This is a genomic window from Algoriphagus taiwanensis, assembly GCF_036245645.1.
Classification (GTDB): Bacteria; Bacteroidota; Bacteroidia; order Cytophagales; family Cyclobacteriaceae; genus Algoriphagus; species Algoriphagus taiwanensis.
In genome coordinates this window covers 84,145-105,148 of record NZ_BTPE01000002.1, presented here as the reverse complement: position 1 = coordinate 105,148, position 21,004 = coordinate 84,145, and the positions used below count along the sequence as shown (strand labels likewise).

The window sequence follows — 21,004 nt, the reverse complement described above, 5'->3', positions numbered from 1 at the left end:
GTCTAGTTCTTCAAATGATTAAAATTAATTTAAAAGGTGATCAAGCCTGCTTTTCAAGCAGAAGTAGGTTGGTGATATCCCAGCTTGATTAGGCAAAAGACAGCATAATTGATCATGTCCTGATAGTTGGCTTCTATGCCTTCGGATACGACAGTTTTACCTTCATTGTCTTCTATTTGCTTTACCCGATAGAGTTTCATGAGGATAATGTCCGTCATGGAACTTACCCGCATATCCCTCCACGCTTCTCCATAATCGTGATTTTTATTTTCCAAAAGCCCCTTTGTGGCTTTCACCCAATGATCATAAACCGGTTCAAGTTCAGCATAAGGAATCTCCAGTCTTTCCTCCTTTTGCAGGGAAATCTGCATCAAAGCTATCAGGCAATAATTGATAATCCCGACAAACTCATCCTCCAAGGGATCATTGACCATTTGCGTACCTTTCTCCTGAATGGACCGGATTCTTTGTGCCTTAATAAAGATCTGATCGGTAATAGAAGCTAGTCTTAAAATCCTCCAGGCTGTGCCATAATCCAGGGTTTTCTTCCTGAAGAGTTCTTTACATCGATGGATTACTTGGCTATATTCGTTGCTGGTTTTAGTCTCCAAAATCTTTTTATTTAATGCTACAGGGAAATCCTCCTTATTTGACCGAAGATAAATTATTTCTCCAAAAATATACATTACAAATCAAGGGACGGCTTTTGTCTTTAAAAAAGCCCAAAGTAATGGGCATCTTGAACCTTACGCCGGATTCCTTTTTCGAAGGAAGCAGAGTAAAAATCAGCAAAGAACAAGTTCTGACCAAAGCTAATAAAATGGTGAAGGAAGGTGCGGATATTTTAGACTTGGGAGGCTATAGTACCAGGCCGGGAGCAGTAGATATTTCTGTAAATGAAGAAATTGACCGAGTAGTTCCTGCTATTGGATGGATCAAAGATGCCTACCCAGAAATGCTGATTTCCTTGGATACTTTTAAAAGTCAAGTGGCAAAAAAGGGAATTGAAGCTGGTGCTGATTTGATCAATGATGTCTCCGGAGGAAATATTGATCCCGAAATTCTCCGGGTCGTTGCCGATTCCGGCCTTCCCTATATTGCCATGCATATGCGAGGCACTCCCCAAACCATGAAGGGTTTGTCGGACTATTCCGATCTTATTCCCGAAATTTTGTACTATTTTGCTGAAAAAGTAGATCTTTTTAAAAAACTTGGCATCAAAGATGTAATCTTAGATCCTGGATTTGGTTTTGCCAAAACCGCAGAACAGGGTTTTCAATTGCTGAAAAATTTGCACCTGTTCCGTTCTTTGGGTTTACCGGTATTGGCAGGAATTTCAAGAAAATCAATGATTTATAAGACCCTTGGAGTGACTGCCTCGGAGGCTTTAAACGGCACTACAGCACTTCATATGGTTGCCTTGCAACAGGGAGTGAACATCCTGAGAGTACATGACGTTAAAGAAGCAAAGGAAACAATTAAACTATACGAAAAACTATACCCTTGAGTATTCTTTTTAAAATTGGATTTTTAGATATCTCCATCGTCAATATGATCGATATTGCGTTGGTTGCGGCACTTTTGTATCAAATCTATAAGTTGCTTAAAGGAAGTGTTGCTATCAAAATTTTCCTGGGCTTCCTTTCGATTTACCTCATTTACCTGCTTGTAAGAGCGGTGAGAATGGAACTCCTTTCCTCCATTTTAGGGCAGTTTATGGGGGTCGGTGTCATTGCAGCGATCATCATTTTTGCACCTGAAATCCGAAAATTTCTACTTCTTGTAGGGCGCTCCTCTTTCTTGTCCAATGACAACATCTGGAAGGATATTCTTTTCTTTTGGAGAAAAAAGGAAAACTCAGCCTTCAATATTTCACCTATCATTGATGCTTCCAAAACCTTAGCAGGGAGCAATACAGGTGCTCTCATGGTCATCTCCAGCAGTTCAGAGCTTAAATTCTACGCTGAGTCAGGGGATATTCTGGATGCAGAACTCTCCAAAAGACTGCTGATTTCCATTTTCAACAAATACAGTCCCCTCCATGATGGTGCGGTGATCATTCACAATGGCCGCATCAAAGCCGCCCGTTGTATTCTCCCGGTAACTGAACGAGAAGTACCCGCGCAATTCGGACTAAGACACCGGGCAGGAATCGGGATGTCAGAAGCTACTGATGCGCTGATTTTGGTCATTTCTGAAGAAACGGGACAGGTGTCTATGATGAAAAATGGAAAAGTTCTTCACAATCTTTCCTTCCAGGAAGTCAGGGAAATCCTCAATGATTATCTCAATAATGAAGACTTGGACGACCGATTTGAAAGTCTATCTGAGTATGATCTCAGCAAAAAGAAAAAGCTGGCCATGACCAGCAAATCATAAAAAGGCCGGAATTAATCCCGGCCTTTTGTGTATCTGTTACTTGACTTACTTGATCACTCCTAGCTCTTTTCCCACCTCAATAAATGCTGCTATTGCCTGATCGAGATGATGTCTTTCATGGCCGGCAGAAATCTGAACTCGGATTCGAGCCTGGCCTTTTGGAACTACTGGGTAGTAAAAACCGATCACGTAAATCCCTTTTTCCAGAAGCTTCTCCGCCATTTTCTGCGAAAGCACTGCATCGTAAAGCATTACCGGCACAATCGGGTGTGTTCCAAGCTTGATATCAAATCCGGCGGCATTCATCTTTTCTCTGAAGTATGCAGTATTGGACTCCAGCTTATCCCGAAGCTCCGTGGTCTCTGACAATAAATCCAAAACCGCAATAGAAGCTCCCGTAATAGAAGGCGCCAAGGTGTTGGAAAACAAATAGGGTCTAGAACGCTGACGTAGCAACTCAATGATTTCTTTTCTTCCTGAAGTAAATCCTCCGGAAGCTCCACCAAGGGCTTTTCCCAAGGTGCCGGTGATGATGTCGATTTTGCCCATGACACCACAGTGCTCATGAACTCCACGGCCCGTCTTACCCATAAACCCGGTAGAATGACACTCGTCAGACATGACCAAAGCTTCATACTTCTCAGCCAATTCCACGATTTTGTCCAGCTGAGCGATCGTACCATCCATAGAGAACACTCCGTCGGTTACGATGATTTTTTGCTTTGCACCTGCAGCCACAGCGTCTTGAAGCTGTTTTTCCAAATCAGCCATATTGTTATGCTCATAGCGATAACGCATGGCTTTGCACAGTCTCACTCCATCGATAATGGAAGCGTGGTTGAGCGCATCTGAAATAATCGCGTCTTCAGGACCCAAAAGTGGTTCAAATACTCCTCCATTGGCATCAAATGCGGCTGCATAAAGAATGGTATCTTCCGTGCCTAGGAATTCGGAAATCTTCTTTTCCAACTCCTTGTGAATATCCTGAGTACCACAAATGAAACGGACGGAAGACATTCCAAAACCATGAGAGTCAATCGCAGCTTTAGCTGCTTCGATTACCTTTGGATGAGAAGAAAGTCCCAAATAATTGTTGGCACAAAAGTTCAAGACTTTTTGACCCCCTGAGATGGTGATCTCCGCCGATTGAGGCGAAGTGATTATTCGCTCTCTTTTAAAAAGTCCCGCATCTTGAATGGATTGTAACTCTTGCTCTAATTTGGGTTTAAACTGGTCGTACATAAGTTGGAAGTTATAGTATGTATTTGGTTTCCGTTGGTCAAAAATCCCTTGGTAAGCCTTGATTTTTTCAATTCTGGGAAGGGTTTTTTGCTACTTTTGCGCTAGCAAACCCAAATATAAACAAAAACCCTCAAGGCCACTTTTAGGGTTTTTCGAATGACCTTTCTATGGAAAAAATCTTGGTTATCGGAGCTGCAGGGCAGCTTGGTTCGGAACTCACCCGCTCACTAGCTGATCAATTTGGAGGTGATCAAGTGATCGCAACTGATTTAAGAGATTCTGCAAAATCCGAATTTGACTATTGCCGCTTCGAGGTACTTGATGTGCTGAACAAAGAAGGAGTTAGAGATTTGGTCAAGGAAGAAAAAGTCACGCAGATTTACCACTTGGCCGCGGTGCTTTCTGCTACGGGGGAAAAGAACCCGCACTTTGCTTGGCATCTGAATATGGACAGTCTTCTTTCTGTTCTTGAACTAGCCAAAGACCTTAAGTTGGATAAAATTTATTGGCCCTCCTCTATCGCTGTATTTGGGCCGAATACACCAAAAGTCAATACTCCGCAATATTGCGTCAAGGAACCCAATACTGTCTATGGGATCAGCAAACAGGCTGGAGAAAGATGGTGTGAATACTATTTTGAAAAATATGGGGTGGATATCCGCAGCTTGAGATATCCTGGATTGATCGGCTACAAATCCCTTCCAGGAGGCGGAACGACCGACTACGCGGTGGATATTTATCACAAGGCCTTAGCCGGGGAAAAATTCGAATGTTTCCTTCGGGAGGATAGCTACCTTCCGATGATGTACATGCCGGATGCTATCAAAGCCACGTTGGATTTGATGAATGCTCCTCGTGAATCTGTGAAAATTCGATCGAGCTACAACCTATCCGGAATGAGTTTTTCTCCGAAAGAAATTTTTGAAAGCATCAAAAAGCACGTACCTGACTTCCAGATTGAGTACAATCCCGACTTCCGTCAGGCCATCGCAGACTCTTGGCCAGACAGCATCGACGACAGTCGTGCGAGAGAGGATTGGGGATGGAAACCGGACTATGACCTGGATGCAATGACGGAGGATATTTTGAAGAATCTTCCCGACTATTTCCCAGCCAAATAATTCCCAAAAAGCCTGAATTCTCAGGCTTTTCTTTTGCCTATTCATCTCGAAAGACTTTCGCTTCCTTGAGGATTTGCTTATTTTTCTTTTTTAGAAAAATATGAATCGAGAAAAATGGGCAATATTCCTCACTTTGGCAGTTGGCCTAGCCCTGGTATATTTTTTCTGGACAGGTGAGGAAAAAGTTGATTTTAGCACCGAGATCAAACCCATTCTCAACAAACACTGTATTTCCTGTCACGGTGGAGTCAAGAAAAATGGCGGTTTTAGTGTCCTGTTTGAAGAGGATGCCTTTGCTCCTACCGAATCCGGACATCCGGCAATAATTCCCGGAGATGCCAATGGGAGCGAGTTGATTAAGCGTTTGACCCATTCCGATCCTGAGCTCCGCATGCCTTACCAGCGTGCCCAACTTAGCGAAGAAGAAATCGAACTACTCAAGGAATGGATCGATCAAGGAGCCAAATGGGGAAAACATTGGGCCTATGAGCCGGTACAGGAACCCAAGCTTCCAGCCAATCCCACCGCAGCAAGTCTGGGAGGGAATGAATCCAATACACTCGCTCCAATCGACTTTTTTGTCCGAGAAAAACTTGAAACTCAGGGCCTGACTCCTTCTCCTCAAGAAAACTCCATGCGACTGCTTCGACGAGTGGCCTTGGATATCACAGGTTTGCCTCCTTCGGATGCATTAGTGAAGGACTTTTCCTCCGGCAAAATCAACTATGAGCAAGCTGTCGATCAGCTGCTTTCCTCAGAAGCCTATGGAGAAAAATGGGCAACCTGGTGGCTGGACCTCGCTCGCTATGCAGATACTAAAGGCTACGAGCGGGATGTCAGCAGGACTTTTTGGCCCTATCGGGACTGGGTGATTCGAGCCTTCAATGATGACAAACCTTTCGATGAATTTACCATCGAACAGCTGGCAGGGGATCTTTTACCCAACCCTAGCCAGGATCAGCTGAGCGCTACGGCTTTTCACCGAAATACAATGAACAATGACGAGGGCGGAACGGAGGATGAAGAATTTCGAGTAGCGGCAGTTTTGGACCGAGTCAACACTACTTATGAAGTTTGGCAAAGTTCAACCATGGCCTGCGTACAGTGTCACAGTCATCCCTATGATCCGATTAGACAGGAGGAATACTACCAATCCTATGCCTTTTTCAATAATACCCGGGACGAAGACACCCATGACGAGGAGCCAAGACTGAGATTTTACGAGGAAGCCGAACAAACTAAAATCAATTCCATCCTGAAATGGGTAGAGCAAGAAGAAGGAAAAGAAGCCGCCCAATCCAGATCGGATTTCCTGAAATTCTATGAACCAAAGTATGCCGCTCACTTGGCCACAGATTTCAATAAAGCAGAGTTAATCGATACCAAGTGGCTGGGGATTTGGCCGGGAGGCTCTGCGGTCTACAAAAACATCAACACTCAGGGTTCAGACCAGATGCTGCTGGACTTTCGGTCTGCGATTGACGGAACAAAGATGGTCATCCGAAAGGATGGCCCAGAAGGAGAAATCCTGGCAAGTTTTGTACTGAAAAAACCAAGCATGGAAACCATCCAAGAAATTACATTTAAAGTGGTGGATAGTCCTGTCAATCTATATTTCGAAGCCCAAAATCCCAGCGCAAAACCTCAGCAAAATACCTCGGCTATTGTCTGGTTTGCCTTTGTTCCTTCCCTAAAAGGAAAAGGAAAACCCGGTTATGCTGAAATACAAAAGACCTGGACCGAACTTCTAGCCTTCCGGGGAACACGACTTCCCATCCTCATTGAAAACCCATCTTACATGGTGAGAAAAACCCATGTCTTTGAAAGAGGAAACTGGATGATTTCCGGCGAACAGGTAAACCCAGAAGCTCCGAAAGCATGGGGTAATTGGGATTCCTCCTGGCCCAAAAATCGATTGGGTTTTGCCTATTGGCTAACTTCAAGTGACAATCCTTTGACTGCTCGTACGCTAGTCAATCGGGTCTGGGACCAGATTTTTGGAAGGGGATTGGTGGCTACCCTTGAGGACATGGGAACCCAGTCGGACTCCCCATCCCACCCCGAGCTTCTCGATTACCTGGCTTGGAAAACCATCCATGATTACCAATGGAGTATGAAAAGCCTGATTCGGGAGATCGTCACTTCATCTACCTATCGGCAATCATCAGACATATCCCCTTCCCTATTCCAAGCAGACCCGCAAAATCAATGGTATGCCCGAGGTCCCCGATTTCGTCTTTCCGCGGAGCAGATCCGGGATCAAGCCTTGGCTTCCAGTGGTCTTCTAAACCGAAAAATGTATGGCAAACCTGTCATGCCCCCTCAGCCTGAAGGCATCTGGCAAACGGTTTACAATGGAGAATCTTGGGTAGAAAGTGAAGGAGAAGATCGCTATCGTCGGGGAATCTACACCTTCCTCAAACGAACGAGCCCCTACCCTTCTTTCATCACTTTCGATGCAGGAAGCCGGGAAGTTTGCCTCGGAAAAAGACTGGTGACAAATACCCCTTTGCAGGCCCTAGCCACCTTGAACGATCCTGTGTTTTTAGAAGCGGCAAAAAATCTGAGTGAAAAAGCTTGGGAAGTCAGCCAGCAAAATCCTGAAAAAGCCATTGAAAAGTTGTATGAGACTCTGGTGTTTCAGCCAATTTCTTCTGGCAAAAAACAGACAATGAGGGAGCTATACATTTCCTCAAAAAATACTTTCGACCAGTCCTTAGAGGAAAAGGAAGCATTTTATCCCGGAGCAAGTTCAGAGTTGGCAGCCTTGACAGTGGTAGCCAATGCCCTGATGAATTTGGACGAATACCTAACCAAACCCTGACATGTCCCATCTGGAAAAACTTCTCGGAGAACTGCAAACCCGGAAACTCCAAAATCAGACCCGAAGACATTTCCTCCTGGACTGTGTCAGCAAGGTGGGTGGACTCGCCTTAGCTCCTTTGCTTTTCGGCTGTGATTTGGGGAAAAGTAATTCGGTTCCAAAAGGACTTCAGTTAAGCGAGCGGGATCTAAACCCATTGGCCCCGATTCCCGCTCCATTTTTGGCGAAGGCCAAATCCATCATTTACCTCCACATGGCAGGCGCTCCTTCCCAACTGGAATTGTTTGATTTCAAGCCTGAGTTGGCCAAACTCCACGATCAAGACTGTCCGGAAAGTTTATTGGAAGGGCGGAAATTTGCCTTCATCCGTGGAGTCCCGAAGATGCTGGGACCTCAAGCCCAATTCTCCCAACATGGAGAATCCGGTGCGTGGGTTTCTGATTTTCTCCCCCATTTTTCCAAGGTCGTAGATGAGGTGGCTTTTCTCAAAGCCATGCATACAGACCAGTTTAATCATGGCCCTGCCCAATTATTTATGCAAACTGGTTCTCCTAGATTGGGTAGGCCAAGTTTGGGTAGCTGGGTGACTTATGGGTTAGGAACTGAAAATCAAAATCTCCCGGGTTTTGTGGTATTGACCTCGGGCGGGAAAACACCGGATGCAGGAAAAAGCGTTTGGGGTTCAGGATTTTTGCCCTCTGTCTACCAAGGCGTACAGTGCCGCTCCAAAGGCGATCCCGTTTTGTACCTCGAAGATCCGAAAGGAATGTCCAGGAATTTGAAAAAACAGGTCATTTCAGCCATCAATCAAGCTAATCAGGAAGATTTCGAAAATTTTGGAGACCCAGAGATCCTCGCTCGGATCAACCAATACGAAATGGCCTATCGCATGCAAATTGAGGTTCCTGAGGTCATGAATATCAATGACGAACCCGAGCATATCCATCAACTCTATGGCACTAAACCCGGGGAGGAATCTTTCGCCAATAACTGCCTTTTGGCCAGAAAGCTGGTGGAAAAAGGGGTAAGAGTCGTTCAACTTTACGATTGGGGTTGGGATACGCATGGTACCGATCATGATGGGTCGATTGACATGGGTTTGAGAAATAAATGCCGGGAAATTGATCGACCGATGACGGCCTTACTCATTGACCTGAAGCAAAGAGGCCTTTTGGAAGAGACTTTGGTAGTCTGGGGTGGAGAATTTGGAAGAACTCCGATGCAGGAAAACCGGGAAGGAAAAGTGCAGGGATTCAAGGGTAGGGATCATCATGTGGATGCCTTTACTATGTGGATTGCTGGAGGAGGAGTGAAAAAAGGCATGAGCTACGGAATCACCGACGATTTTGGATTTTCCGGTTTGGAGGAAAGAACCTCCGTTCATGATCTCCACGCCACCATTTTACATTTGATGGGATTTGACCATGAAAAATTCACCTATGAATTCCAGGGAAGACCATTCCGACTCACGGATGTGCATGGAGAATTGATCCGATCTGTAATCGCCTGATATGCTGAGTTTCATTTTACCGCTTTTAGGCCGACTTCATCCCCTGCTGGTTCATTTACCGATCGGCTTCCTCATCTTTGGAATTATTCTGGTCTTTTTTCCGCTCAAAGACTTTAAAAATCAAGTCCCCTTTATTCGACTGGCTTTTTTACTGGGAGGAATTTCAGCAGCGCTTTCTTCCGCATCCGGTTTTCTTCAATACCAGCATGAGGGATTTGGTTGGGAAACTGTCCAATTCCATTTTTACTTTGGGCTGGCGACGACTGCATTTTCCTTTTGGATTTTTTTCTATTTGAAAGGAAAAGAATCAATAATTCCAGCCATCAAATATCAAGCAGCCGGTCTATCGATCCTTCTTCTGCTTACCGGTCATTTGGGAGGAAATATTACCCATGGGGAAGAGTACCTTACTGAAGTACTGCCACCAGAAATCCAATCATTTTTGGGGAGAGAAATCTCAGAAAATCAAGGCTTGGTTTTACCCGAACAAGGTTGGGAAAATTTGGCCTACTTTGAGCAGGTTATCCAACCCATTCTTAATTCGAACTGCAAAAGCTGTCACAATCCAAGAAATTCCAAAGGTGAACTCGATTTGAGTTCTTGGGAAGGGGTGCAAAAAGGCGGGGAAAATGGAGCTATTTTCCATTTGGTCAATTGGAAAGAAAGTGGCCTGTATTCCAGACTGGTATTGCCTCTGGAGGACGAAGATCACATGCCCCCAAAGGAGAAAAGACAACCCAAAAAGGAAGAAATCGAACTCATACGCTTATGGCTTGAAAAGGGAGCTTCCCCTACTTTGACCTTGGGACAGGCTCAACCAGAACTAAAAATATTGGATCCCTTCTTTCTCAGGGAGGAAATTCCTTTTTATCCAGAAATACAGCCATCTTTAGCCTCTGAGGACTCCATTTCTTTTGCCAAGGCAAAAGGATTTTATGTTGAGCCAGTTTTTTTTGGATCCGCTTTTCTAAAGGTTTCCTGCATCAATTTCCCTGAATTTACAGATGCTGATTTGAAGAGCTTGATGGGCATCCGTGAAAATATTGCCTACCTGGACCTTAGCGGAACCCAAGGAACTGAGGAAATCCTTCCCTCCTTGGCCCAATTCCCAAATCTGACCATTCTCAAGTTTAATCAAATGGAAATAGATGGAAAAAACCTGGAAATCCTATCTGCCAATAGCAATTTGAAATGGCTTTATTTGAATGGAACCAGCATTCAATTCGAGCAACTGGACAAGCTTTTGCAAATCCCCAAATTGGAAAAAGTCTTTGCTTTTGACACTCCTTTAAGCCAAGGGGCAATTACCAAAAAATACCCGTTTTCACTGGAAACAGGAGGCTTCCAACTGCCTAAAATTCCAAGTGATACCATTGTGTATTAGGATAATCACTTTTTGAAAGGATGATTTTTGTCAAAGGAATCCTTTAAAAGGCTGGGATCACTCTAAGCATTTGTTCAATTCTTGGTTTTTGCCAATGCTTCCAAAATATTGCTTGAGCTGGTCTTCTTCAAAATACTGGATCTATGCCTTTCAATGGTACGAACTGATAAAGATAATTTTACTGCTATTTCTTTCATTTGAAGTCCTTTTTCCGAAAGAAACAATACTTCCCTTTCTCTTTGGGATAAAACAGAAAACAGATGATTAGAACGATTTTTTATTTCCATAGTCTCATCATTGAGCTTTTGGCCCAAAATCTCGACTAAATAAGAGTTGCTCGGGGAAAATTTCCCCCTAAACAATTTCAAGTCAAATACCCTATTTGGGGAAAAGAAAACATTCTTAATTGTAATGGAATAGGATAATTGGCTAAAAAATCTAAATCGATCTATTTCTTCCTTTTCATTATTTGGCAAAGGGAAAAGCTTACCGAATGTTTTACTTTCAAAATTTTTCGAAAACAAGGTGATTTCTAAAAAGGATTCGTTGGCGAAATAGACTGAATCATTTTTTACAAGAGCCATTGGCTTATTTGACAATTGCAACCAGGATACAAAATCGTGGGATCTAAATAAATCAAATGAGGATTTACTGATTTTTAATTTTTGAATTTTAGACTTGACGCTTTCAGGATTATAGGGCAGAAAAAACAAATTTTCAAAGCCCATTTCCAAATAAAGAATGACCTCTTCTTTTTTGGTTTCCCTCGGAACAACTAGAAAAAAAATTGTTCGACCGCCACCTATTTTCGATTTCAATGAGAGGTATAAATCGAAAACCTGCTTCTTTCCAAGTTCTGATTTTAAAATAATAAACTCGATTTCACCTGAATCAATTTTATCAAAGGCATCCGTCAAATCCTCCGAAATGACACATTCGAAACCTTCGGATCGGATAAGTCCAATCAGAGTCTTGTCAACTTCACTATTTGGTCTAAAAAATAAATACTTAAACATAATCTATCAACTTCCACTTCCAGTTCTGAATGTCCAAGTTGGACTATTTGCTACATTTCTATTTTCAAATTTTGCCAGTACATACCAATAATAGGTAGTATTGGGTTTTAGGTCGGCAACAATTACTTCAGTAGTAGTCAGGTTTTGGCCCACAATCTCTTGATCGGTGCTATTGGACTCAAATAAGAATACGGTGTAGGTTAGGAGCACATCAGGTTGACTTTGATCTACATTCCATCCTAGCGTCAAGTCCAAACCTTGATTTACGGCACCATTACCCGGAACAGGATCAAAGAGAACGACACTTCCCACATCATTTTCATCCTTACTTAGAAAAAAGGTCAAGTTGGTATTCTCGTTTTCAAAAACTGCAATACTGACTGTACCGGTCAAATAATCTTCTTTTCTTGCAGTAATGATTACATCCCCTTCCTGAACTTTTTCCAATTGAAATGAGCCATTTTCATCAGTCAAAATAGCTGTACTCGGAGGAGTGGTGGTAATTTGAACACCCGACAAAGCAGTGTAATCATTGCCATCTACAACAATACCTGAAATCGAGCCGAATTTTTCAACGTCGAATTTTTCTTCCTCGCAGGAAAAAGATATTAAGGAAAGAAAAATGACCAGAACTAAATTAAATTTATTCATTGCTTGATTGATTGCCTAAGTAAAATTTTAAACCCACTCCAAATCCCCACACTAAATCATTGAATGTACCGGAAGAGACTTCATCAAAAGAGTCATAAAGCATTTGATTCAAGAATCCGTCCACGACAAGAGCCGTTTTATTTGAAACCATAAATTCCACACCTCCATTGTAGCGAACATACGGGAGCCAACTTCTTCCTGAAAGGCCTACACCCTCTCCCTGCAAATCAAAAAAGGAACCACCGGATACTCCTAAATAAGGAGATATCTTACCATCAGAGTTTGCTAGGTAAGTCAAGCCCACATCTGAATATGCATCAGCAGATCTGAATATGTCAGTCACCTCAATTTGCTGAAACCCAATAGCTCCTTTGAGGAATAATGATTTCGTAAAACCAAAGCCGAACTCTCCACGAAATCCGGGAGTAAACGGGCTGCTAGAATAATCCCCCTCGTAGGTTTGAAGAGTCCCTAGACCTCCGACAAAAAAATTGGAGCGAAGATTAGAATCGTACATTCTGCCGATATAATCAGTTTGAATATTTTGCTTCTTCTCCTCATTGTAATCTGCAATCACTTTCTGAGTGACTTCGGTAGTATCCCTGAAATTCCACAATTGATCTTCAACACCTTCAATAATCATACTGTAGACCGCTTTTTCAACTGCCTCTGTGATAGCCATTTCAGTGGGCTCACTATAAGTATACCCAGTTTCTGCTTCTAAAAGGCGCTTAAATTTCACATACCTGAAGAATCCTGCAGAAACTTCCTGTGACAAAATTGATTTTGTAGTGTAAATGGTTTTCAGGATTTTACCATTGTTAGTAGATACAGCCCTGAGATAGATACTCACCCTATCTTCCCTGTATCTGGCTGAAGCGTCAGCCCCAAAATACCTAACACCGGCACCTCCAGTGTAGATGTTTGTTTCATAGGAAATAATACCACCCTCAAGCAGAACTCCGGCAAATAGTAATGGAGGCAATAAAATATCTGTAGTTCCCTCATATTGTTCTCTGCTTGACCGAATGATTTTTCGTTCATTTAGCAGGTTGCTGATATTTTCTCGCTCAATAGGAACAAACCAGCCAGACTCCTCCAGCGCTCTGATCAAAATATTCGTAGCACCTTGGGTGACAGCAGTAGACCAGCTAGCCCCTACATTGGATTCTTTATACTGACCTGTTTGATCTCTAAACTTATATACTGCCACATAAATCGGATCTTGAGGCGGAGGTAGTTCCAGCAACTCACTCTTCATTGGAGTTTCTGGTCCCAGTTGTGCCTTTCTTTCCTGAAAAGGTTGGTAATAGTATGGCGAACATCCCACCCCGAGGAACACCAGAAGTAGAAGGATGGAAAAATGAGGTGTTTTCTGAAATAGGAACTTATAAACCGTCATTAAAGAGAATTAAAAGAATGGAACTTCAATTGTGGAGGTTGCTCCTGTCACATTATCGACTATGGTCACCACTAGCCCTGAACCGGAATTTCTGATGTCGATTTGATAATCCCCTAAATTGTAAGTGCCGGATTCCAAGGACTCCTCTCCAAACTGTCTTTCAATTATCTCTCTGGAAAGTCTGCTTAGAATTTGACGGTTAAGACTTTCTGAAAAATCGCCTAGAGGATCCCTGCCTAGACCAAACTGATCTCTTCCAGCACTCCTCGGATCTTCAAATGTGTCTTGAGCCTGTGCAGAACTTAACATCCATTGATAATTAAAGGTATTTCCTCCAAAAGCTGGATTTCTAGGAGTGTACACAAACCGTTGACCGAAAACCTCAGCTGTTCCCATCAACAGAAAACAAAACGCAGAAAGTGCAATCAATTTTTTCATATTCCTTTTATTAAAATATTCCTGATCCTTTTCGTTCCTCTCCGTCCAATTCACGAACCAACTGTTCATACTGAACAAGGTATTGCTGGGTAATCCCTATGGATTGGAGAGCTAATTCTTCAATGTAGTCTGTTCTCGGTTGGAGAAATGCCTGAAAGACCAAAATTTCATTTATTGAAATTTCAATAGTCGTCTGATTTAATCTAAATGGTCTTTCAACAATAAAAATTGAATAATTTTTTGCGTCGGGAGGTGCTATCCAGTCCCGAAAGAAAAGGTCATAAAAATCCCTACCGCCTTTTGTTTTGGTATCATCGATCAATAAGCCGTCAATCTCCAAAACCACGTCAGATGATTTTTTTTGAACTTCTTGATTTTTAACTTCCTGAACTAAGCTTTTTAAAAAATCGGAGGTATTCCCCTTTGAAACCTTGGTAGTGTCAGTTTGAACTGGCGCAGAAATAGTCTGAGATTGCCCTAAGGAGAAGTTCCAAATCAGGCAAAAAATCAGTAAAAATTGTAATGTTAATCCGAACTTATAACTCAACATACTCTTAAAATCAACTTCTAGATAATTATAATCTCAAAAAATTACAAATTATCATCTTCTCATTTGGAAATTGAATAGAGAGGTTGAAATATTCAAACTCATACCTGCCCCATTGGCGCCCGGATTTTGGGTTACTGAAATTGGTCCTGTAAAAGGATCAATAATTGCCTCTAACGTATGTTGGTTACCGACTTGCCTCACTTCTGCAGTCGGAACTCCTGAAAAAATAAATCCATTGCCCAGCAACGCAATATCTATTCTATTTCCATTGCCTAACTGAACCAAATCAGCAGTCCTGCCTGCTGAACCGTTATTTTCTAAAAATGCATTAATCACATTTCCGTTACCCTCTTGAGTGGAGTTAATGGAAATATTTTGTCCTATTGCCCAAAGACTCGCCTCGTTAAAAGAACCCAATTGTCTAAGATTTGCCTGATTTTGAGAACCTATCTGATCTACATATCCGAAGTTAACATTCCCTTCCTGAATTATCGAGAGGGAATTTTGCCCTTCTTGGATTGCTCGTGAGTCGTTCCTGTCTCCTATCTGTCTTACCAAGGCTTCATTGCCTGAGACTACGCCGGAGGTTGAAATAATCTGATTGGTTATCAATCTCAATTCTCTTTCACTCTGTAATTCTTGACCGTGTAATTGCCAAGAAAGAAGAAAAAAGGAAATAAAAGCAAAAATTAAACAATTGGGTCTCATATGCAGCTAAAGTTATAATTATCTCTGGATAATAACCGAAGAGTTTCTATTTCCTAACTGAAACGACTGAGCATTGTTCAGGTTTCCTGTCTGGGAAATTTCAGAGAAATTTCTTCTCCCATCCTGTACAATCGAAGCAAAATTATCTGTTCCAAGTTGCTCCATTTCAGCATAATTTCTTCGACCATATTGATCAGTTACCCCCTCATTTAGGTCACCGGATACGTCTTGATAAGATTCGTTATTTTGTCCAATTTGAGTGGTGAAGTGGCTGTTTTCATTTCCTTCCTGAAGAAGAAAGGCATAATTTTCAGCACCTTCCTGAAAGATTCCAGGATTGACTAGGGCACGGTCGCCCGAATAGTTTCTGTTGCCAATTTGGATTACCTCCGCTTCATTTTCCACACCAAGCTGGAAAGTACCCACCTTGTTCCTGTTACCACTTTGGTCTATGGCTACGAAATTATCGAATCCAAACTGTGCAGAACGCGCTTCATTTCTGTTTCCTTTTTGAATTTGGAAGGCTTCATTGCTATAACTGAAGGAAGAAGAAAATACAGAATTAGCCGAAAAGTCATCGTCTGGATTAGAAACTCCAGTCCCTCCTGCCTGTAGAATTCTGGCTCGATTTCGATTGCCATTCTGTTCCTGATAGGCATAGTTATTTCCGAATTCCAACTGGGTAATAGTTGCCCTATTGTTGTTCCCATTTTGAAATTGTTCTGCAAGGTTGCCTGAAGTAAAGGTCTGCAAAAACTCAGACCCCACCTGTCTTACCACAGCCCGGTTTTTATCTCCGGTTTGCTCTTGATAGGACTCATTATACTCTCCCCGCTGGACAAGAATTATCGTATTCTCGTCACCTATGCTTGTGGCCTCCGATTGATTTTGAAAACCCGTTTGAGTCTGGGTAGAAGAATTGGAGTTTCCAGTTTGCGTGGAAATTGCGGAATTTTCCTGACCCATGGAATAAGAGGCCAAGACAATGCCTGAAAGAAGAAGAAGAAGTCTTTTCATAATAAAAAATCAGCCGGAATAATCCGGCTGATTAAATTTTAGAGGATATTAGTTCTGAACAACTGTAGACATGTTACCGTTTCCTGTCACTAACTGCAAAGAGTAATTACCATTTCCAGTTTGAGTTAAGGTAGTGATGTTGCTATTTCCAAGAATACTTACCTCCCCAATGTTTAGATTACCAAGTTGATTGATTGTGGAGTTATTCATATTACCATCCTGAAACACAGAAATTAAATTAAAGTCTCCATCCTGCTTAATTTCAGTAGCAACATTATCATTGCCAGTTTGAAAAATATAAGCAAAATTAGTGTCTCCTCTTTGCATAGTTTTGGCATCATTATCATTCCCAGTTTGACCAATTTCCGCAAAATTATTTTTTGCTCCCAACTGATCTACTACAGCCACGTTATCATTTCCGATTTGGTCAATGAAAAGAATATGACCAGACTGAGACTGACTTCCGTTGGCATCATTTCTATTACCTACTTGCAATACATAACCTTGATTACCTCCATTGAAAGTTCTTAGTATAGCATTATTCTCTTTTCCATCTTGGATGATCTCATGAAAACTAGCTGCGGTACCACTTGGAAAACCTTGTCTCTGCTGAATTAATGCTTCATTATCATTTCCAATTTGGCTCATAAAAGCTTCAGCATTGTTTGACTGAGTTCCACCTCCGCCAAATCCTCCTTGCTCTACCTTACCCATATTTCTTTTTCCGTCCTGCAGGAGGGTAGAAACATTGTCATTACCTAACTGATCAACAGTAGCTGTGTTGTTATTACCGGTTTGATCGGTAGTTGAAGAATTGTTTTGCCCAGTTTGAGTTTGAGCAAGCGATACGGATGCTGCAAAAGCAAAAGCACCGAAGAATAAAATTGATTTTTTCATGGTTTTTTGAAGTTTAATTGATTAAATAAATAGTTAAAATTTGGTTCTTTTTATTCAAATAGTTAATCTACAGATTATGCAGAAAGAAAAATGCTGCCTAATCTGTAAATTGAAATAAAAACATACATCTATTCGCTTTTCGAATATTTATTTTTGCATTTCGAAACAAATCTAAGCGATGAACCTAGGTAAAACAATGCGTAATTTCAGCCATTTTTAAAATAATTATATGGGTATTTTTACTCATCCATAAAATTTAAAACTGCTTGAAAAAGCAAATGAATTGCATCTAAGAGGGTATTACTTACTCCTTGGTAAAAAATTCTGTTTTCAATTAGTCAAACCAGCATAAAGTATGCTTTTCCCTTTTTCAAAAAAAAATTGCTCTGTTCCCAGAGCAATTCAAACTTAAACCGACAAATATAGAATTCTCTTATTTAAGCAAGTTTTCCCATTTTTCGGGATTCCATCCAACCATGACTACCTTATTATCAGACAAAATTACCGGCCTCTTGATCATGCTGGAATTTTCCACCAATATGGGCAAGGCGGTTTTTTCTGATTCTAAAGCCTTTTTCTGTTCATCGCTCATCTTACGATAAGTGGTCCCCTGTTTATTGACCAAAGAGGCTAGGTCTGTTTCTTTTAAAAATCCCTCTAAAAGCTCGATGGTTGGCTTTTGTTTTTTGTAATCGATAAACTCATAAGGCACTCCTTTTTCATCCAAGAAATCGAAAGCCTTCTTCATGGTATTGCAATTCTTGATTCCGTATACTTTTACAGACATTTCAATCAATTTTTATCCTAAAACTTCAATCAAACTTTCTTTATGGGCTGAGAGAATCTTCTCAATCAATTCATCGGTCAGAGCTGTGGAAAGGAACAAGCTTTCAAATTGACTTGGCGCCAGATAAACTCCCCTCTTAAGCATAGCCTGAAAGTACCTGCCAAAGAGTGCAGTGTCCGACTTTTTAGCTGACTCAAAGTCCACTACTGGGGAATCCGTGAAAAACAGAGAATACATACTCCCGATATGATTCACTGTGTAATTCAGATTAAGCTCAAGATTGATTTTCATAATGCCCTCTGCTATACGCTTCCCGATTTGGTTTAGGGAAGCATAGACCTCAGGATGAGTATCCAAATGCCTTAGCATTGCCAATCCAGCTGCCATAGCAATAGGATTTCCTGATAAAGTACCAGCCTGATAAACTGGTCCTGCAGGGGATACGAATTCCATGATTTCTTTTTTTCCTCCATAGGCACCTACCGGCATTCCTCCACCGATGATTTTTCCCAGCGTAGTCATATCCGGAGTGACCCCAAACAACTCCTGAGCTCCGCCTTTTGCGAGGCGAAAACCAGTCATTACCTCGTCGAAAATCAAAACAATTCCTTCACGGGTACAGATTTCTCTCAGCCCCTCCAAATAACCTGGTAAAGGCAAAGTAAGTCCCATATTTCCGGGAACTGGTTCAAGAATCAAGGCTGCAATCTCCCCTTTATTGGCTGCTACCAGAGTCTCGATGGCTTGCAAATCATTGTATGGGGCCAGCAAGGTGTCTTTGGCCGTACCAGCAGTCACTCCCGGAGAATCGGGATTTCCCATAGTAATCGCTCCCGAACCCGCGGAAATCAGGAAGGAGTCTCCATGCCCATGGTAGTGTCCTTCCATTTTGATGAATTTATCCCGACCTGTGTAGCCTCGTGCTACACGGATGGCGGACATGGTGGCTTCTGTTCCGGAGTTCACCATTCGGACTTTCTCTACCGAAGGCACCATTTTCACAATCAATTCCGCAATTTCCACCTCCCGGGAAGTAGGCGCACCAAAGGAGGTTCCATTTTCCATGGCTTTGATTACAGCTTCCCGAATCATGGGATGATTATGGCCCAGGATCATCGGCCCCCAGCTGTTAATCAATTCGATATAGGCATTGTCGTCCTCGTCATATATAAAGGCACCATCGGCCTTTTTGATAAAAATCGGATCACCTCCCACTGCTCTGAATGCACGAACAGGTGAATTTACCCCTCCGGGTATGAAGTTTTGGGCATAGGCAAAAAGCCGCTTGCTTTCAGAAATCTGCATGGTTTAGTTTAATGGAATAAGCTCCCCGTTTTCCAATTTCAGGATTGGGGAAAATTGATTGGAATTGTTGTTTTGGAAGTTAAATCCAAAGGTAAGTTTGCCGGGTTGAAAACTTTGGGAATCCAGGCTATTCCTTAAGTCTTTCCCCTTCCCTTGATTGGTATGGATCCAATAGATCAGCTCCCTTCCCAGAATGGCATTAAGGCTGGGGAAAATCAAATTTCTTTCATAAAAACGATCCCGAAACGTATTCATAGCTTCACTTCCAAAGTTTGGAGAATTGTTGGAGATGAAGTAGAAATTCGGAAACTCGATCATTTCAAAATTGGCGAAATTGAAGGACAACCAAGAGTCCATGACCAATGTAGGAACGGAAATAGTCACTGACTCGAAAAGCGCAAATACAGGCTGAGCTATAGCCGGATCATCTCCCAGCAAAATTACCTGATCCGCCCGGAGTACAGAATCTCCACGGCCTTGAATCCCCAAATCATTGAAAAACTCAACTACATTTCTTCTGTCTACTTCCTGATATTTGACTAGATCATACCCCTCTGCCGAAAGCCTTTCCTTGAGCAAAGAAGCTAATGCCTGATCTCGAGAGGCGGAGCTATGGCCAATGGCTACTCTTTTACCCCAATTTTCCTTTTTCATAGCAGATGTTATCCCTTCAGAAAGGGCCTTGACGGAAGGTCGGAATAAATAGCTATACTTCATTTGCTCAAACCGATCTCCAAGGTTGGATAGAGGATGGATAAAGGGAATTTTTTCTGCTTCAGCATACTGACTCACCAAGTCGGTCTCATCCGGGTAAATTGGACCGATGATTACATCGGCGTTTTCAATCGCCGGATCTTTCAGCAGATTTCCGATATACTTCAAATCCCGCTTGGAGTCAAAAGTCTGCAATTGCACCTGTACTCCTTCCGACTTCAGTTGATTCACGCCGGAAAGGATTCCCTGGTACAATTCAAAAATGAAATCTGTAGAGGAGATATTGGAAATCATCGTATTTCCTGAAGTAAATGGCAAAATGACCACAATGTCCAGCACTTCATCTTGCTTAGAAGCCACTTTCAGGTTGCTTTCTCCAATCACCTTTAGAGCCTCTCGCTCTCCTGCTGTCATAATCTCCTTTTGCTGAAGTACAAAAGCCATTGCAGAGGTATATCCCGAATTGGATTTGAACTCCTGAAGATTGGTGACCAAAAATGTCGGAGAAGCCTGAACCAGAAATTCAAAAACAGCATTCTGAGCCTTGGCCATGACCTCCGGACTTTTGATCTGCTGTACCATACGTAAGCCATCCAAAGTCTGTCCATTTTGAAAATACCCTAAAGCCAAAAGATATTTCAACTCATCGGACTTACTCCAGTTTCTGGAGTAAACAGGCCTGAGAACTTCTATAGCCTGAGCCGGTTGATTTACCTTAAGATAGGCCTCTGCACTGTGAAAAGCGGCGTAATTAGCCAAATTTCCGTATTTCTCTACCTCCAAAAATTCCTTAAACCCATTGATCGAAGACCAATAATCTCCGTTGGAAAAGGCGGTCTTGGCTTTTTGGTAATTCTCAGGAAGCCCTTGAGAAAAACCGATTTGAATCACAAAAAATAAAAGTAGAAAGGAAAGGTATCTCTGCATTTGATCTGAACTAAAGGATGAATTTTCAGGAAATTCAAATTTAAGGCATTTCTTCCAATCCCAAAGACCGGACCTAAATGCCTTGGAAAGGAAAAACCCGGGGAATAGCCCTCGGGTTTTAACTTTTTTTAT

19 protein-coding genes are annotated in these 21,004 nt (G+C 42.1%); 6 read left to right on the top strand and 13 right to left on the bottom strand.

Translation table 11 applies throughout. The features are described 5' to 3' along the window. Positions 1–53 precede the first annotated feature (53 nt). The gene (locus AAA938_RS02655) at positions 54–611 is read right to left on the bottom strand and encodes a DUF1599 domain-containing protein (RefSeq protein ID WP_338227073.1); all 558 of its coding nucleotides are present in this window, start codon (positions 609–611) and stop codon (positions 54–56) included. Positions 612–730: 119 nt separating this feature from the next. Here AAA938_RS02655 and folP point away from each other — a divergent pair, with 119 nt between their 5' ends. Continuing rightward, positions 731–1,507 (top strand): dihydropteroate synthase, encoded by a 777-nt coding sequence (gene folP / locus AAA938_RS02650; protein ID WP_338227072.1) that lies wholly within the window; start codon positions 731–733, stop codon positions 1,505–1,507. Next, positions 1,504–2,379, top strand: a complete 876-nt coding sequence (gene cdaA, locus AAA938_RS02645; RefSeq protein WP_338227071.1) for a diadenylate cyclase CdaA — start codon at positions 1,504–1,506, stop codon at positions 2,377–2,379. Before folP ends, cdaA begins: the two co-directional genes overlap by 4 nt. A 45-nt stretch (positions 2,380–2,424) precedes the next feature. Here the strand turns inward: cdaA and kbl are convergent, their stop codons facing one another. After that, a complete protein-coding gene (kbl, locus tag AAA938_RS02640; protein WP_338227070.1) occupies positions 2,425–3,621 on the bottom strand; it encodes a glycine C-acetyltransferase in 1,197 nt (398 codons plus the stop codon). Between the two features lie 167 nt (positions 3,622–3,788). Here kbl and AAA938_RS02635 point away from each other — a divergent pair, with 167 nt between their 5' ends. The 4 genes from AAA938_RS02635 (at position 3,789) to AAA938_RS02620 (ending at position 10,460) form a co-directional block, all read left to right on the top strand. Further along, entirely contained in the window at positions 3,789–4,742 is a 954-nt protein-coding gene (locus AAA938_RS02635; protein ID WP_338227069.1) for an NAD-dependent epimerase/dehydratase family protein, read from the top strand. 100 nt (positions 4,743–4,842) lie between these two features. Beyond that, the gene (locus AAA938_RS02630) at positions 4,843–7,566 is read left to right on the top strand and encodes a PSD1 and planctomycete cytochrome C domain-containing protein (RefSeq protein WP_338227068.1); all 2,724 of its coding nucleotides are present in this window, start codon (positions 4,843–4,845) and stop codon (positions 7,564–7,566) included. A gap of 1 nt (position 7,567) precedes the next feature. After that, on the top strand, positions 7,568–9,076 hold the full coding sequence (locus AAA938_RS02625; RefSeq protein ID WP_338227067.1) for a DUF1501 domain-containing protein: 1,509 nt from the start codon (positions 7,568–7,570) through the stop codon (positions 9,074–9,076). A 1-nt stretch (position 9,077) separates the two neighbouring features. Next, complete coding sequence (locus AAA938_RS02620; RefSeq protein ID WP_338227066.1) at positions 9,078–10,460, top strand: c-type cytochrome domain-containing protein; 1,383 nt, start codon at positions 9,078–9,080, stop codon at positions 10,458–10,460. Positions 10,461–10,534: 74 nt separating this feature from the next. Here the strand turns inward: AAA938_RS02620 and AAA938_RS02615 are convergent, their stop codons facing one another. From AAA938_RS02615 to AAA938_RS02565, 11 genes are all read right to left on the bottom strand, one after another. Continuing rightward, on the bottom strand, positions 10,535–11,476 hold the full coding sequence (locus AAA938_RS02615; protein ID WP_338227065.1) for a response regulator transcription factor: 942 nt from the start codon (positions 11,474–11,476) through the stop codon (positions 10,535–10,537). Positions 11,477–11,482: 6 nt separating this feature from the next. Continuing rightward, positions 11,483–12,127, bottom strand: coding sequence for a carboxypeptidase-like regulatory domain-containing protein (locus AAA938_RS02610; RefSeq protein WP_338227064.1), 645 nt, complete (start codon positions 12,125–12,127; stop codon positions 11,483–11,485). Further along, positions 12,120–13,388 carry a CsgG/HfaB family protein gene (locus AAA938_RS02605; RefSeq protein ID WP_338227062.1) on the bottom strand — a complete coding sequence of 423 codons (1,269 nt, stop codon included), beginning with the start codon at positions 13,386–13,388 and terminating at the stop codon, positions 12,120–12,122. Before AAA938_RS02605 ends, AAA938_RS02610 begins: the two co-directional genes overlap by 8 nt. 150 nt (positions 13,389–13,538) lie before the next feature. Continuing rightward, entirely contained in the window at positions 13,539–13,967 is a 429-nt protein-coding gene (locus AAA938_RS02600) for a curli production assembly/transport component CsgF (RefSeq protein WP_338227061.1), read from the bottom strand. A 10-nt stretch (positions 13,968–13,977) separates the two neighbouring features. After that, positions 13,978–14,313 carry a CsgE family curli-type amyloid fiber assembly protein gene (locus tag AAA938_RS02595; RefSeq protein WP_338227060.1) on the bottom strand — a complete coding sequence of 112 codons (336 nt, stop codon included), beginning with the start codon at positions 14,311–14,313 and terminating at the stop codon, positions 13,978–13,980. A gap of 255 nt (positions 14,314–14,568) precedes the next feature. Continuing rightward, positions 14,569–15,135: a hypothetical protein gene (locus AAA938_RS02590; protein WP_338227059.1), complete on the bottom strand. Its 567-nt coding sequence runs from the start codon at positions 15,133–15,135 to the stop codon at positions 14,569–14,571. Positions 15,136–15,243: 108 nt separating this feature from the next. Continuing rightward, positions 15,244–16,242, bottom strand: a complete 999-nt coding sequence (locus AAA938_RS02585) for a hypothetical protein (protein ID WP_338227058.1) — start codon at positions 16,240–16,242, stop codon at positions 15,244–15,246. Positions 16,243–16,290: 48 nt separating this feature from the next. Then, a complete protein-coding gene (locus AAA938_RS02580) occupies positions 16,291–17,139 on the bottom strand; it encodes a hypothetical protein (RefSeq protein WP_338227057.1) in 849 nt (282 codons plus the stop codon). Between the two features lie 433 nt (positions 17,140–17,572). Continuing rightward, positions 17,573–17,926, bottom strand: a complete 354-nt coding sequence (locus AAA938_RS02575) for a Spx/MgsR family RNA polymerase-binding regulatory protein (protein ID WP_338227056.1) — start codon at positions 17,924–17,926, stop codon at positions 17,573–17,575. A gap of 12 nt (positions 17,927–17,938) precedes the next feature. Then, the gene (gene hemL, locus AAA938_RS02570) at positions 17,939–19,231 is read right to left on the bottom strand and encodes a glutamate-1-semialdehyde 2,1-aminomutase (protein ID WP_338227055.1); all 1,293 of its coding nucleotides are present in this window, start codon (positions 19,229–19,231) and stop codon (positions 17,939–17,941) included. A gap of 3 nt (positions 19,232–19,234) precedes the next feature. Beyond that, positions 19,235–20,872, bottom strand: coding sequence for a hypothetical protein (locus AAA938_RS02565; RefSeq protein WP_338227054.1), 1,638 nt, complete (start codon positions 20,870–20,872; stop codon positions 19,235–19,237). Positions 20,873–21,004: the final 132 nt, after the last annotated feature.